At 67.6% G+C, this 14,836-nt stretch carries 15 protein-coding genes; 4 read left to right on the top strand and 11 right to left on the bottom strand.

Going from position 1 to position 14,836, the window contains the following annotated elements; translation table 11 throughout:
• Window positions 1-90: 90 nt before the first annotated feature.
• Window positions 91-837 (bottom strand): lysophospholipid acyltransferase family protein, encoded by a 747-nt coding sequence (locus E0H45_RS34215; RefSeq protein WP_131345148.1) that lies wholly within the window; start codon window positions 835-837, stop codon window positions 91-93.
• A 181-nt stretch (window positions 838-1,018) separates the two neighbouring features.
• On the opposite strand from E0H45_RS34215, the gene thiC reads away from it, so the two are divergent.
• From thiC to E0H45_RS34200, 3 genes are all read left to right on the top strand, one after another.
• Window positions 1,019-2,641 carry a phosphomethylpyrimidine synthase ThiC gene (gene thiC, locus E0H45_RS34210; RefSeq protein WP_131345146.1) on the top strand — a complete coding sequence of 541 codons (1,623 nt, stop codon included), beginning with the start codon at window positions 1,019-1,021 and terminating at the stop codon, window positions 2,639-2,641.
• A gap of 141 nt (window positions 2,642-2,782) precedes the next feature.
• Window positions 2,783-3,382: a transposase gene (locus E0H45_RS34205; protein ID WP_131345144.1), complete on the top strand. Its 600-nt coding sequence runs from the start codon at window positions 2,783-2,785 to the stop codon at window positions 3,380-3,382.
• Entirely contained in the window at window positions 3,379-3,936 is a 558-nt protein-coding gene (locus E0H45_RS34200; protein WP_131345142.1) for a hypothetical protein, read from the top strand. The genes E0H45_RS34205 and E0H45_RS34200 overlap by 4 nt, the downstream gene beginning before the upstream one ends.
• Window positions 3,937-3,938: 2 nt before the next feature.
• Here the strand turns inward: E0H45_RS34200 and E0H45_RS34195 are convergent, their stop codons facing one another.
• A complete protein-coding gene (locus E0H45_RS34195; protein ID WP_131345140.1) occupies window positions 3,939-4,607 on the bottom strand; it encodes an RDD family protein in 669 nt (222 codons plus the stop codon).
• Window positions 4,608-4,662: 55 nt separating this feature from the next.
• Here E0H45_RS34195 and E0H45_RS34190 point away from each other — a divergent pair, with 55 nt between their 5' ends.
• Window positions 4,663-5,088, top strand: a complete 426-nt coding sequence (locus E0H45_RS34190) for a DUF2752 domain-containing protein (protein WP_238155494.1) — start codon at window positions 4,663-4,665, stop codon at window positions 5,086-5,088.
• A 7-nt stretch (window positions 5,089-5,095) separates the two neighbouring features.
• Here E0H45_RS34190 and E0H45_RS34185 read toward each other — a convergent pair whose 3' ends face one another.
• The 9 genes from E0H45_RS34185 to E0H45_RS34145 form a co-directional block, all read right to left on the bottom strand.
• The gene (locus E0H45_RS34185; RefSeq protein ID WP_131345138.1) at window positions 5,096-5,584 is read right to left on the bottom strand and encodes a hypothetical protein; all 489 of its coding nucleotides are present in this window, start codon (window positions 5,582-5,584) and stop codon (window positions 5,096-5,098) included.
• Window positions 5,585-5,608: 24 nt separating this feature from the next.
• Window positions 5,609-6,511 carry an RDD family protein gene (locus E0H45_RS34180; protein WP_131345136.1) on the bottom strand — a complete coding sequence of 301 codons (903 nt, stop codon included), beginning with the start codon at window positions 6,509-6,511 and terminating at the stop codon, window positions 5,609-5,611.
• Between the two features lie 182 nt (window positions 6,512-6,693).
• On the bottom strand, window positions 6,694-7,470 hold the full coding sequence (pstB, locus tag E0H45_RS34175; protein WP_131345135.1) for a phosphate ABC transporter ATP-binding protein PstB: 777 nt from the start codon (window positions 7,468-7,470) through the stop codon (window positions 6,694-6,696).
• A 20-nt stretch (window positions 7,471-7,490) separates the two neighbouring features.
• The gene (gene pstA / locus E0H45_RS34170) at window positions 7,491-8,411 is read right to left on the bottom strand and encodes a phosphate ABC transporter permease PstA (RefSeq protein WP_131345133.1); all 921 of its coding nucleotides are present in this window, start codon (window positions 8,409-8,411) and stop codon (window positions 7,491-7,493) included.
• On the bottom strand, window positions 8,408-9,457 hold the full coding sequence (gene pstC, locus E0H45_RS34165) for a phosphate ABC transporter permease subunit PstC (protein WP_131345962.1): 1,050 nt from the start codon (window positions 9,455-9,457) through the stop codon (window positions 8,408-8,410). Before pstC ends, pstA begins: the two co-directional genes overlap by 4 nt.
• A gap of 284 nt (window positions 9,458-9,741) precedes the next feature.
• On the bottom strand, window positions 9,742-10,854 hold the full coding sequence (gene pstS, locus E0H45_RS34160; RefSeq protein WP_131345131.1) for a phosphate ABC transporter substrate-binding protein PstS: 1,113 nt from the start codon (window positions 10,852-10,854) through the stop codon (window positions 9,742-9,744).
• Window positions 10,855-11,130: 276 nt separating this feature from the next.
• Window positions 11,131-11,604, bottom strand: a complete 474-nt coding sequence (locus E0H45_RS34155) for a bifunctional nuclease family protein (RefSeq protein WP_131345129.1) — start codon at window positions 11,602-11,604, stop codon at window positions 11,131-11,133.
• Between the two features lie 138 nt (window positions 11,605-11,742).
• A complete protein-coding gene (locus E0H45_RS34150; protein ID WP_131345127.1) occupies window positions 11,743-12,621 on the bottom strand; it encodes an NUDIX hydrolase in 879 nt (292 codons plus the stop codon).
• Window positions 12,622-12,641: 20 nt separating this feature from the next.
• Window positions 12,642-14,801, bottom strand: coding sequence for an RNA degradosome polyphosphate kinase (locus E0H45_RS34145; protein ID WP_131345125.1), 2,160 nt, complete (start codon window positions 14,799-14,801; stop codon window positions 12,642-12,644).
• Window positions 14,802-14,836: the final 35 nt, after the last annotated feature.

Genomic DNA, 14,836 nt, shown 5'->3' with positions numbered 1-14,836 from the left:
GCCCGCCGCACAGGGACCCCCCAGGTTCCTGTTCTGTCAACGAAAGACTTCGTACCCTCGTACCGGGTCGAGGGTCAAGGTCTGGTCCGGTTACTGACGTTTGGCTGCCCGCCGGGCGAGCTCCTCCAGGTCCAGCTGTTGGGCCTCTTCGGGAGTCGGCGCGCTGCCGCCGTACGCGGCCGGCAGCCACCAGGCCCCGGCCGGTTGCTCGGGATAGGAACGGATCGTCTCGTCCAGCATCCCCGACATCGTGGACCGCAGGTGCGTGGTCGCCTCGGTCGGGTCGTCGTCGGGTGTCACCGTGATCGGCGCGCCGATGCTGATCGAGATCGGCCGGTGCCGGGTGAAGTCCCGCGGGTGGTCCTTGGTGAACATCCGCTGCGTGCCCCACAGGATCATCGGCAGCACCGGTACGCCGGCCTCCGCCGCCATCCGCACCGTGCCGGACTTGAACTCCTTGAGCTCGAACGACCGGCTGATCGTCGCCTCCGGGAACACGCCGACCAGCTCGCCGGCCGCCAGGTGGTCCAGGGCCTGCTGGTACGACGCGGCGCCCGCCTCCCGGTCGACCGGGATGTGGTGCATCCCGCGCATCAACGGACCGGAGTACCGGTTGCGGAACAGCACCTCTTTCGCCATGAACCGGACGAGCCGCTTGGCCGGCAGGGCGCCGTACCCGCCCAGGATGAAGTCGACGTAGCTGATGTGGTTGATCGCGATCAGCGCCCCGCCGGTGCGCGGCACGTGCTCGGTCCCGGTACGCCGGATCTTCAGGTCCAGCACCGTGAACGCGGTCTTCGCGAAGGCGACGACGGGCGGATAGACGAGGTCTCGCATCTCTAGAACTTACAGGCCCCGTCCAGAGCATGGCCTAGGGTGTGCGATGACAACTGGAGATCGCGGGAGCTCGCACCGTAGTGGGCTGAGAGGGCGGCTGGGCCAGTGAATCAAACACTGGGAACCCGGCGCCGCCGACCGCCGAACCTGTCCGGGTAATTCCGGCGTAGGGAGCAGCAGCATGGTGAATGTCAGCACGATCCGTCCGGCCGTCACCACGGGCCCGATCTCGGGCTCGGAGAAGATTTATCGCGGAGAGCTCGGGGTACCGGCGCGCCGCGTGAATCTCACCAACGGCGAGCACTTCGACCTGTACGACACGTCCGGTCCGTACACCGACGCGTCGGCGCAGATCGACGTCCAGGCCGGTCTGCCCGCGTTGCGGCGCGAGTGGATCGCCGGGCGTGAGTCACGGACCCAGCTCGGGCACGCGCGGGCCGGGGAGATCACCGAGGAGATGCGGTACGTCGCCTTGCGGGAAGGGCTCGATCCGGAGTTCGTCCGGGCGGAGGTGGCGCGCGGGCGTGCCGTGATCCCGGCGAACCGGCGGCACCCGGAGAGCGAGCCGATGATCATCGGGAAGAAGTTCCTGGTGAAGGTGAACGCGAACATCGGCAACTCCGCCGTCAGCAGTTCGGTCGAGGAAGAGGTGGAGAAACTCGTCTGGGCGACCCGGTGGGGCGCGGACACCGTGATGGACCTGTCCACCGGGAAGAACATCCACGAGACGCGGGAGTGGATCCTGCGGAACTCGCCGGTGCCGATCGGGACGGTGCCGTTGTACCAGGCGCTGGAGAAGGTGAAGGGCGATCCGGCGGCGCTGTCGTGGGAGGTGTACCGCGACACCGTGATCGAGCAGTGCGAGCAGGGTGTGGACTACATGACCGTGCACGCCGGCGTACTGCTGCGGTATGTGCCGCTGACCGCGCGACGGATCACCGGGATCGTGTCGCGGGGCGGGTCGATCATGGCCGCGTGGTGCCTGGCCCACCACCAGGAGTCCTTCCTCTACACGCATTTCGCGGAGCTGTGCGAGATTCTCCGCGAGTACGACGTGACGTTCTCGCTTGGGGACGGACTGCGGCCGGGATGTATCGCCGACGCGAACGACGAGGCGCAGTTCGCCGAGCTGCGGACGCTGGGGGAGCTGACGCGGATCGCCTGGGAGCACGACGTACAGGTGATGATCGAAGGCCCCGGACATGTGCCGATGCACAAGATCGCGGAGAACGTCCGGCTCGAGGAGGAGCTGTGCGGGGAGGCGCCGTTCTACACCTTGGGGCCGTTGGCAACCGATGTGGCACCGGCCTACGACCACATCACGTCGGCGATCGGCGCGGCCCAGATCGGCTGGCTGGGTACGGCGATGCTCTGCTACGTCACGCCCAAGGAGCACCTTGGTCTGCCCGATCGTGACGACGTGAAGACCGGCGTGATCACGTACAAGATCGCGGCCCACGCGGCCGATCTGGCCAAGGGGCACCCGGGCGCGCAGGACTGGGACGACACGTTGTCCAAGGCAAGGTTCGAGTTCCGCTGGGAGGATCAGTTCAACCTCTCGCTGGATCCGGACACCGCCCGGTCCTTCCACGACGAGACGTTGCCGGCCGAGCCCGCGAAGACCGCGCACTTCTGCTCGATGTGCGGCCCGAAGTTCTGCTCGATGCGGATCACCGCCGACATCCGCGCGTACGCCGAGGAACACGGCCTGACCTCCACCGACGCCATCGAGGCCGGCTTCGCCGAGATGTCGGAGACGTTCAAGGCCGGCGACCAGAAGCTCTACCTGCCGATCACGGACTGAGTCGGTGCCCGTCCGGCCCGGCGTGCGCCGCACTCCGGGCCGGATACGGGGAGTAACTGGCTGAACCGATTCAGGTTTTGGCCTTCACTCTACGTGAATAAGACTGTAGCCTTAATCCCGTTCGGAAGGAGGTGCAGGGCAATGGTCTTCGTTCTCACGGTAGATCAGCGCGGCAGCCGAAGCACGAGCGATCTCGTACCTGAGCTACTCAACTCCCTGAACCGCCGGCCGCGGCGGGCCGGACTGCTGCGGAAGTTCGAGCGGACCGCCGGCGACGAGGTGCAGGGCGTGCTGTCCGAGGCCCGGCCGACCGTCGACGTGATCGTCGAGCTGCTCCGGTCGGACAATTGGTACGTCGGACTCGGCGTCGGTGAGGTCACCGAGCCGCTGCCACGCAGCACCCGGGCCGGAAGCGGCGACGCGTACGTGTTCGCGCGGGAGGCGGTCACGCGGGCGAAGTCCAGCCCGCACCACGTGAACGTGGTCGGAGCCGACCCGCGGCGAGCAGAGCAGGTGGAGACGGTGCTGTGGCTGATGGCGTCCGTGCTGCGGCGCCGCAGTGACCGTGGCTGGGCAGTGGCGGACCTGTTGGGCGAAGGACTCACAAGGCGGGAGATCGGCGTGAAGCTCGGCATCAGCCAGTCGGCGGTGACGCAACGGGCCCAGGCCGCGGGCTTCGCCGAGGAACAGCGCGGACGGGTGCTGGCCGCGGACCTCCTCGGCGCCGGGGCTGCTGCGTGACGGCGCTGGTCCTGTCGCTGACCGGTGCCGCACTGGTCCTCGCCGTACTCGCGTGGGTGCCCAGGTCGTCGGGCTCCAACCTCGAGATCGTCATCAGTGCAGTCATGCTGGCTTGTCTGACCGCAGTCGGCGTGCTGCTGCTCGCCGGGCACGGGGTGTCCGGCTGGGCCGAGCGCTGGTGGAACGTGCTGCTCCTACTGGCTGGAGCGTTGGCAGTCACCGGTGGCGGGCCGTTGACGACCTCAGTGATGGCTCTGGCCGACCGGAGGAGCACACGCGCCCAGTCGACGCAGAAGGCCGGTGAGGTACTGCGTGGCGGCGCTCTGATCGGTGCCCTCGAGCGAATGGCCATCTACGCTTCGCTGGTCGCCGGCTGGCCGGAAGGCATCGCTGTGGTGCTGGCGATCAAGGGACTGGCCAGGTACCCGGAGCTTCGGAGCCCGGACCAGCCTGCCTCGGTCACGCCACAAGCCGTTGCCGAACGCTTCATCATCGGCACCTTCAGCAGCGTGCTGTGGGCAGTGGCCTGCGCCGGTCTTCTACGTTCGCACTGACGTCAGGTGCGCACCACGTAGGTGTTCATGACCTTGTCGTGCCACGTCTGCTTCTGGTCGTCCCACAGGGGCCACAGGACGTTCAGGAAGCAGGCGTTGTTGAAGATGCCGCTGAGGAAGTCGCGGAGGAAGGACCGGCCGGCGCCGATCGGCTCTCCGGTCACGGCGTCGACCAGCTTGATGTGCAGCGCGCTCTTGCCCACGCTCCGGCCGGTGCGTCCCTGCCGGAAGACCCGGTTCCACAGGCTGAGCGCGATGGTGGCGACGAGGCACACTAGGAAGAGGATGATCGCCCACCACTGCGGATTGTCGTACGGGTAAGGGTTGTCGCGGCGCGCGACGACGTTCGCGATCAGAGCGCCGTACCCGATCAGGAGCGGCCCCAGCACGATCAGGCTGTCGATAAGCGACGCAGCGACCCGAGGGCCCCAGTCGGCCAGGGGAGGCATCGGAGCGCCGTAGCCGTAGCCGTAGGGCTGCTGGCCGTATCCCGAGCCGTAAGGCTGCCCGTAGCCCGGCCCGTACGGCGCCTGCTGAGGATGCTGCTGCGGGTGCTGTGGCTGCTGACCGTACCCGTACCCCGGCTGCTGACCGTATCCGTACCCCGGTTGCGCGTCTCCGTACGGCCGGTCCTGTGGCCGGTTGTCGTCGGGCGGCGTCGGCGTGCTCATCGGAATCAGTCTCCCAGTCGATCGATGCAATCAGTATCGGGGTTACCGTTGCTCCGTGACCTTCGCGGTGATGTCCCGTCCACAAGGACCGGTGAAGCCTGTCGATCGCCGCGTCTGGGGCCTCGCCGGAGTGGGGATCGGTGGCTTCGCGCTGGCCGGGATCTACCGGCTGTCCGGCCTCGGCATCCCGTGCCCGCTGCACACGCTCACGGGTCTCGACTGCCCGTTCTGCGGCGCGACCAGAATGGCCGCGGCACTCCTTGACGGCGATCTGAACGCCGCTTGGCACTTCAACGCCGCGATCCTGATCCTCGGCCCACTCATTGGTGTTGCCATCGGCTACGAGGTTGTCGCCTGGTCGCTGTCCCGTGCCGGCTGGCTCAGCCTGCCACGGCCGCGCCTCAGCCCACGGGCGGTCGCAATCCTCACGAAGGTTGCTCTGGGCGCCTTGCTGATCTTCGGCGTACTACGGAACTTCTGAACGCCGGCTACCTGATCAGGCCGGCGCGCTGCCACGCGGCCTGCACGAAGGGCGGGACGACGAGATCGATCCGCCGGCCGAAGGCGACGTGGTTCAACATGACGTCGAACCAGACCGGCCGCGGCACCCGCAGCTTGTACTGAGTGTCCCCGTAGGCGAGGACGGTCCCGTCATGCTCGGTCCACATGCGGGTCACGGCAGCCAGGCCGAAATCCTGCTGGCCGTAGCGGTTGAGCAGCACCACCCGGTGCCGCGTCAGGACCGCCGTACCGTTGTCGATGGTGCGCCACTGCGCGGCCGCCGCGTAGCCGTCGGAGTTCCCGAAGGCGAGCCGGACGCCGTCGAACCGTTGCACCTCGCAAGGTTCGACCGCGTGGGCGGCCTCGCCGGGTTCCAGCGGTACGGGCGGCGGGAGAGGCTGCAGCTGAACACCCTGGCCCAATGCGCTCCACAGATTCCACGCATCCCACCAGTCCTGCTCAAACGGATTCAGCACAGCCCCTCCCCAATCCTCAGCTGACTACCGAAGCCCGATCACCAGCGTGTTGGCGGCCTTGTCGTGCCAGCCCTGCACCCGGCCGGAGCTGTCGAACAGCGGCGACAGGTAGACGAGCAGCGCACCGACGTAGCAGAGGAACGAGCCGATCATCGGCAGCAGCCAGCGCATGAAGGCCGGACCGAAGCCGGGGACCTGACCGTCCGCGGAGCGAACGACCTTGATGCCCATGACCATCTTGCCGACCGTCTGGCCCTTGAACGCCGTCAGCAGCAACTCGTACAGCACCGTGATCAGTACCGAGATGCCGAGGAAGGCGAAGAACCCGCCCAGAATGCCGGCGGTCTCGCCGTCGGAGACGGTGCCGTCGTTCGTCGCCGCAGCGGTACCGCCGATGAAGACGAAGTACAGGATGCCGACGATCGCGTACAGGATGACACTGTCGATGATGCGCGCGAGCGCACGCGATCCGATCGTCGCCACCTTCACGGTGCCCATGCCCGGGATCTGCACGAGGCCGCTCTGGGCCTGCGCCACCTGGCCGTAGTCAGGACCCTGCGGGTAGCCGCCGGGCTGACCGTAGCCGGCCTGAGCCGGCTGCTGGCCGTACTGGGGCTGGCCGTAACCCGGCTGCTGGGCGTACTGCGGCTGGCCGTAGCCAGGCTGGCCACCCTGACCGGGCTGCTGGCCGTAACCCGGCTGACCAGGCTGTCCGCCCGGCTGGCCCGGCTGCTGGCCGTACTGACCCGGAGCGCCGTAACCAGGCTGCCCCGGCTGACCGGGCGGTGTCGCACCGGGGTTGCCGTACGGGTTCTGTCCGGGGCCTTGGGCGCCCTGTCCATAGGACGGCTGCCCACCCGGCGCGCCCGGTCCCTGGTTCCGGCCGTCCTCCGGTCCGGTGCCCGGGGGGAGGTTCTGGTCGCTCACGATGGTCCTTTCGTCACAGTTCACCCGCGTTTACTGGGCAAAGGCTAGCGGTCGGAGGGCCACTCGGGTGGGCACGGCAGACGCGAAACGCCGATCTGTGGACAGTTGCACCAATTGACACCAAATACAGCTGCGGACCGGCGAATCGCCGGCCCGCAGCTGTGGATAACTCGTACGACGGACTAGCCGAAGCGGCCGGTGATGTAGTCCTCGGTGGCCTTCTCGGCCGGATTGGAGAAGATCTGCTTGGTCGGGGCCATCTCGATCAGCCGGCCGGGCTTGCCGGTCGCGGCCAGGTTGAAGAAGGCCGTCTGGTCCGAAACCCGTGCCGCCTGCTGCATGTTGTGCGTGACGATGACGACAGTGAAACGGTCCTTGAGCTTCTCGATCAGGTCCTCGATCGCCAGCGTGGAGATCGGGTCCAGGGCCGAGCAGGGTTCGTCCATCAGGATCACCTCGGGCTCGACCGCGATCGCCCGGGCGATGCACAGCCGCTGCTGCTGACCGCCGGAAAGGCCCGCGCCCGGCTTGTCCAGGCGGTCCTTGACCTCGTTCCACAGGTTGGCGCCGTGCAAGGACTTCTCGACCACCTCGGTGAGCTTCTTCTTGTCCTTGACGCCGTTCAGCTTCAGGCCGGACGCGACGTTGTCGAAGATCGACATCGTCGGGAACGGGTTCGGCCGCTGGAACACCATGCCGACAACCCGCCGGACCGCCACCGGATCGATGCCGGAGGCATACAGATCCTGCTGGTCCAGCATCACCTTGCCCTCGACGCGGGCGCCGGGGATCACCTCGTGCATCCGGTTCAAGGTGCGCAGGAACGTGGACTTGCCGCAGCCGGACGGGCCGATGAACGCGGTGACCGAGCGGGGCTCGACTGTCATCGACACGTCCTCGACGGCCTTGAAGTCGCCGTAGTAGACGTTGAGGCCGCTGACCTCGATGCGCTTCGCCATATCGACTCAGAACCTCTCGACTATTTCGACTTGATGGTGCTGAACCGGGCGATCAGCCGGGCCAGCAGGTTGAGGGCAAGAACCAGCAGGATCAGGGTGAGCGCCGCCGCCCAGACCCGGTCCGCGGCATTCGGCAGCGCCAGCTCGGTACGGTCCTGGTTGATCATCGTCGGCAGCGCACCCATGAAGCCGTTGAACGGGTTCAGGTTGATGTTCTTGGAGTAGCCGACCAGGATCAGCAGCGGCGCGGTCTCACCCATCACCCGGGCCAGACCGAGCATCACGCCGGTGATGATGCCGCCGAACGCCGTCGGTACGACGACCTTCAGGATCGTCTTCCACTTCGGTACGCCGAGCGCGTACGACGCCTCACGTAACTCGTCCGGCACGAGTTTCAGCATCTCCTCGGTGGACCGCAGTACGACGGGAAGCATCAGCAGCACCAGCGACAGCGACACCGCGAACCCGACCCGGTTGAAGCCGAACACCGTGATCCAGACCGCGTAGACGAACAGCGCGGCGACGATCGACGGCACACCGGTGAGGATGTCGATCATGAAGCTGACGACCTTGGCGGCCCGGGTGCCCTTGCCGTACTCGACCAGGTAGACCGCGCCGAGGATCGCGATCGGGACCGCGACCAGCGCGGTGATCAACGCCATGATCAGCGTGCCCATGATCGCGTGGTACGCGCCGCCGCCGGCCCGCCGGACCGTGATGCCACGCTGCGACTGGCTCCACCAGTCCGCGCTCAGCAGCAGGTGATAACCCTTGCTGACCACGGTCCACAGGATCCACAGCAGCGGGATCATCGCGACCGCGAAGGCCAGCACGATCAGCACGGTGGCCAGCGTGTTCTTGAAGGCCCGGGCGCCGGACTTCCCGGTCAGGTCCAGGACCTTCCCGTCGTACGCCGGCGTGTTCTCTGCGATCGCGGTCATGCGGAGGCTCCTTCCGCTGCTCTCGTGCGGCGGTTGCGGCGGGGGCGCTTGGTACCGGGCGTGCTGCGGTCGACGATGATCCGGGCCGCAGAGTTGACCAGGAAGGTGACGACGAACAGCACCAGGCCGGCCGCGATGTACGCGCCGGTCTTCTCCGGCGAGTCGAACTCGGCGGCGTTGTTGGCGATCTTCGACGCGAACGTCTCGCCACCGGCGAAGATCGACGAGTTCCACGGGTCGTTGCCGTTCGGCACCGACAGGATGATCAGTACGGCGACGGTTTCACCGAGCGCCCGGCCGAGACCGAGCATCGAGGCGCTGACCACACCGGAACGCCCGTACGGCAGCACCGACAGCCGGATCATCTCCCAGCGGGTCGCGCCGAGCGCCAGCGCGCCTTCGCGGTGCGTGGTCGGCGTCTGCGCGAAGATCTCCCGGCTGATCGCGGTGACCACCGGAAGGATCATGATCGCCAGCACCACCGACGCGGTGAAGACCACGCCGACGTTGTCGCCCGGCGGCTTCTCGAACAGCGGGATCCAGCCGAGCGCCGTGGACAGGCCGTTGATCACGGGGCGCAGGATCGGGGCGAAGAACAGGATGCCCCACAGGCCGTAGATGATCGACGGTACGGCGGCCAGCAGGTCGACCGCGTGCGCCACCGGTGCGGCCAGCCGTTTCGGGGCGTAGTACGTGACGAACAGCGCGACGCCGATCGCGATCGGGACCGCGATGAGCATCGCGATGATCGAGCTGATCACGGTGGTGTAGAAGAGCGCCGCGATGCCGAACCGCGGCTGGTCGCCGCCCGGCTCCCAGATCCGGGAGAACAAGAAGTTGCTCTTGTCATCGACCAGCGCCGGAATCGCCAGCGCCAGCAGGAAGATGCCGACGAACGCGACGATCAGGACCACCAGGCCGCCGGACCCGCGGGCGAGCCCACCGAACAGCCGGTCACCGAGATGACCGACCGGGCCGAGGTCGAGCTTGCCGTCGGTCTCGGTCGTGGCCGTCGTACCCGCAGCCTCGACGCCGGACTCGGTCATCACCTCGGCGGCCGGTTGCGCGGCCTCGTGGTCAGCGTGTTCGGAGGCCAGGCCGCCGAACTGCGGGGTCGTGCCGGCGTCCTCGTGGACCAGATCCTCGATCTTCGGTTCTTCGGCGGCTGTGCCGTCCGGCCGGTCGGGCGGTGCCGTGCCGTCTGGACTACTCATTTCGATGCTGCTCCAAGCGCCTGAGTCGTGATGTCACGTCTGGGTCTGACGAGGCGAGCCCCGGCGTCCTCCGATGACTCGGGTCGGCCGGGGCTCGCATCAGTACTGCGTCTCGGTCAGCTGATCGCCTGGATGGCGGCCTCGACCTTGGTCTGGATCTCGGCCGGGAGCGGCGCGTAGTTCAGGTCGGTCAGCGACGCCTGGCCGTCCTTGCTGACGAAGTAGCTCAGGAAGCTCTTCACCAGCGCGGTCTTCTCGGCCGGAAGGCCCTTGGTGCAGGCGATTTCGTAGGTGACCAGGATGATCGGGTACGCACCCGGGGCCTTGGTCGCGTAGTCCAGCTTCAGGGCCAGGTCGGACCCGGTGCCGGCCGGCTTCGCGGCGGCCAGCGCCTTGCCGGCGGAGTCGGCGGACAGCTCGATCGGGGTGCCCGAACCGGTCTCGATCTGGGCGACGCCGAGCTTGTTGTCGACGGCGTACGACCACTCGACGTACGTGATCGAGTTCTTGCTGCTCTTCACGCCCTCGGCGACACCGGCCGACTTCTCCTTGCCGGCGCCGGTGCCGGTCCACTTCTTGGCCGGCTCACCGGTCCAGGCGCCGCCACCGGCCGCCTTCAGGTACTTGGTGAAGTTCTCGGTGGTGCCGGACTCGTCGGAACGGAAGAACACCGAGATCGGTGCCGACGGCAACGTGACGCCCGCGTTCAGCTTGGCGATCGCCGGGTCGTTCCAGGTCTTGATCGTGCCCTGGAAGATCTTCGCGGCGGTCGGGCCGTCGAGGACCAGCTTGGTCACACCGTCGACGTTGTAGGCGATCGCGACCGGGCCGATGACCATCGGCAGGTCGACGGCCGCGTTACCCGCGCAGCGCTTCGTGGCGGCGGTCATCTCGTCCGGCTTCAGGGCCGAGTCGGAGCCGGCGAAGTCGACCTGGCTCGCGTTGAACTGCTTGATACCCGCGCCGGAGCCGGTCGGGTTGTAGTTCACCGTGACGTCGGCGCACTTCTCGTTGTACTTGCTGATGACTTCCTCGATGGCGTTCTTCTGCGCCGAGGAACCTTCGGCGTTCAGAGTGCCCTTCGGGCACTCGGCGCCGGCGGACGACGTCGAGGAGTCGGGGCTCGACGAACCGGCCGGCTCGGGGTCACTGCCACAGGCACTCAGGGCGAGGACGCCGAGGGAGGCCACGGCGACGGAGCCGACGCGGAACAGGCGATTGACGGACACGAGAGTGTTGCCCTTCTGCGGGAATCAGACTTCTGAACTTCCACAGACGTTAGGGAGACCAGATGACCGACCGGTCCGTCACCGGTGAACGAGCGGTGAACGGTTCCGGTAGCGTGCGCGACGCCTGGCGTGCCGACAGGCAGCCATTAGGTGAACTGAGTTAAGAGCCGTCACTCTCCGTCGATATAAACGGCTGTTTGCTCACGTTTCGGTAACGCACAGCGCACCATTAACGTGAACGGTAGTACCTCGGCGTGCCATCCGGCGACGCGGACGTCAGCTGGAGAAGTCCTCCGGGGCAACGCCGTCGAGGAACTGCCGGAAGCGTTCCAGCTCGGCCTGTTCCTCCTCGGGGGTCGCGACGCCGGCTTCTCGCAGTACCTCTTCGGTGCAGCGGATCGGCGTACCGAGGCGGACCGCGAGCGCGACCGAGTCGCTCGGGCGGGCGGAGACCCGGGCGCCGTTGGCCAGCACGAGTTCGGCGTAGAACACGGCGTCGCGCAGCTCGACGATCTCGACGGCTTCGATGTGGACGCCGAACGCCTCGATCAGGTCGCGCATCAGGTCATGGGTGAGCGGCCGCGACGGACGCAGGCCCTGTTCCTCGTAGGCGATCGCGGTCGCCTCGACCGAGCCGATGGAGATCGGCAGGTAGCGGTAGCCCTCGGTCTCGCGCAGCATCATCACCGGGGCCCGGTTGGGCGATTCCATCCGGATCCCGATCAGTGTCAGTTCTCGCATCATCGTCATGGTGCGCCCCGAACCTCTCCTCAGACCGGCACCCGGTGGGGCGCCGGTTCCTCGGGTAGGAACATACCCGTCACCTCCAGTGTCACCCGGCCACCCCGTCGGCTGTGCCTTGATCGTCACCGAGCCGTGTCGCGGCGGCTACGGTGCGCTGAATCGTTCGTGCACCAGGCGGCCGTCGGCCAGCCGGTGTGCGACCAGAAACGCACCTGTGGAGAACTTGCCGACCTTCAGGCCCAGCTCCCGCGCCAGCGCCGGCAGGACCGGCCGGTGCGAGCAGACGACCGTCACCTTGCCCGGCTTCCACACCCGCTCCGCCAGGCCGCGCAGTCCGTCCGGGTCGGCGTCGTACCCGCGTTCGGAGATCTCCGGCCACAGGTGGATGTGCCGATCGATAGAGGCGGCGTACGGCGTGACTGTCGCGACACACCGCTCCGCGTCGCTGCTGATGATCCGGTTGGCGCCCAGTGCGGCCAGTACGCCGATCAGTCGCTGCGCAACCGCCGTACCGTCGCTGGTGAGTGGACGGAGCGTGTCCTTGCCGTCCCAGTCCTTCCGCTTCACAGCCTCCGCATGCCGCACCACGACCACGGTGGCGACGACCGGCGCCTCACGGTCCAGTGCGTCCAGGATGTCCACGTCACGCGGGTAGCTGAGCTGGCCGCGGGCCTTGTCGACCGGGAGCCAGCTGATCTGGTCCACCTCGTCGTTCGGCTCGAACTCGCTGCCGTTGACCGGTACGGCGGACCAGTAGTGCACCAGCTTCTCGGTGGTCCCGCCGTTCTTGCGGATCGGGTACCGCTGCACGCCCAGGGGAGGGCCGAGGACGACCTGTAGTCCGGTCTCCTCCTCGATCTCCCGCCGCGCACCGAGCAGCACGTGCTCGTGCGCGTTGAGCTTGCCCTTCGGCAGGGACCAGTCGTCGTACCGGGGACGGTGCACCAGCAGCACCTGCCGGGTGCCGCTGCGCTCTCGCCACACAACACCACCCGCGGCGATGACGGTCGCCGGGTTGCTCATGGACTCACCCTAAGACGTGACTAACTGATCGGTTCGGACGCCCGCCGTCGGCCGCGGGTTGCTATCAGCCGCTCCTGCATGTCCCGCAGCGGCTCACCGTCCGGCCCATTGAGCCGGGCCTGCCACGTGTCGTCCGCCTGCAGCCACCAGGAGCCGGTGCCGTCGTCCAGCGCCAGGTCGAACATCTCACCGAGCTCGTTGACGTGGTCCTGCTGCTTCAGCTGCACCAGCACCTCCACCCGGCGGTCCAGGTTGCGGTGCATCAGGTCGGCCGAGCCGATCCACACCTCCGGCTCACCACCGTTCTCGAACAGGAACACCCGGCTGTGCTCGAGGAACCGGCCCAGGATGCTGCGGACCTGGATGTTCTCCGACAGACCGGGTACGCCGGGCCGGATCGTGCAGATGCCCCGGATCCACAGGTCAACGGGTACGCCGGCCTGTGACGCCCGGTAGAGCGCGTCGCACAGGGCTTCGTCGACCAGGCTGTTCACCTTGATCCGGATCCGCGCCGGGCGGCCGGCGTGATGGTGCTGCACCTCGCGGTCGATCCGCTCGACGAGCCCCCGCCGTACCGACTGGGGAGCGACCAGGATCCGCCGGTACCCGGCGCTGCGACCGAAGCCGGACAGGTGGTTGAAGAGCAGTGCGACGTCCTCGGTGACCACCTTGTCGCTCGTCAGCAGACCCAGGTCCTCGTAGAGCCGGGCCGTCTTCGGGTGGTAGTTGCCGGTGCCGATGTGCGCGTAGCGGCGCAGACCGTCCGGCTCATCACGGACGACCAGCGACAGCTTGCAGTGCGTCTTGAGGCCGATCACGCCGTACACGACGTGGCAGCCGGCATGCTCGAGCTGACGGGCCCACTTGATGTTCGCCTGCTCGTCGAAGCGCGCCTGGATCTCTACCAGGACCAGCACCTGCTTACCCGACTCGGCGGCGTCGATGAGCGCGTCGACGATCGGGGAGTCACCACTGGTCCGGTACAGCGTCTGCTTGATCGCCAGCACGTGCGGGTCCGCGGCCGCCTGCTCGATGAAGCGCTGGACGCTGGTGGAGAACGAGTCGTACGGGTGGTGGACGAGCACGTCGCGCTGCTTGAGTGCGTGGAACATGTCCGCCGGGTTGGAGGTCTCCACCTCGGCCAGGTGCGGATGCGTCGACGGCACGAACGCGGGGTACTTCAGCTCGGCCCGGTCCAGGCTGGCGATGGTGAACAGACCACGCAGGTCCAGCGGGCCCGGCAGCTCGAACACCTCCGCCTCGGTGACGCCCAGCTCGGACAGCAGCAGCGCCTTCACCTGCGGGTCGATCGACTCCTCCACCTCGAGCCGGACCGGCGGACCGAACCGGCGGCGCAGCAGCTCCTTCTCGAGCGCGGCCAGCAGGTTCTCGGCGTCGTCCTCCTCGACCTCGAGGTCCTCGTTGCGGGTCACCCGGAACGTGTGGTGCTGGGTGACCTCCATCCCCGGGAACAGCTGGCCGAGGTGGGTGGCGATGACGTCCTCGAGCGGCACGAACCGGCCCTCGGCGACCTTCACGAACCGCGGCAGCAGCGGCGGCACCTTCACCCGGGCGAAGTGCTCACCGCCGGACTCCGGGTTGCGGACCACGACCGCGAGATTCAGGCTCAGGCCGGAGATGTACGGGAACGGGTGCGACGGGTCGACCGCCAGCGGGGTCAGGACCGGGAACACACGGTCCCGGAAGAACCGGGTCATGTCCTCGCGCTCGCCGTGCTCCAGCTCGTCCCAGCGCAGAATGTCGATGCCCTGCTCGGTCAACGCCGGCTGCACCGACTTCCGCCACGTCTCCGCCTGCCGGTCCATCAGCTCCCGGCTCCTCGCCAGGCTGCGGTCGAGAACCTCGCGGGGGAGCAGGCCGCTGGCCGCCTTCACCGCGACCCCGGCCGCGATCCGGCGCTTCAGACCCGCGACCCGGACCATGTAGAACTCGTCCAGGTTGCTGGCGAAGATGGCGAGGAACTTGGCCCGCTCGAGCAGTGGGATCCGTTCGTTCTCGGCGAGCTCCAGGACCCGCTGGTTGAACGCGAGCCAGCTCAGCTCCCGGTCGGAGAACCGGTCCGCGGGGAGGTCACCGGCCGCACTGATGTCGTACGGCGGTTCAACGTCGTACTCCCTGTTGTGCGATGCCAGCAAATCTCCAGCCACACCGCTCAGCATCCCACCCTTTGGTGAACAACGGGTAGCCGTCCGCG

This window comes from Kribbella soli, assembly GCF_004331345.1.
Taxonomy (GTDB): domain Bacteria; phylum Actinomycetota; class Actinomycetes; order Propionibacteriales; family Kribbellaceae; genus Kribbella; species Kribbella soli.
This window is presented reverse-complemented; position numbering and strand designations above follow the sequence as displayed.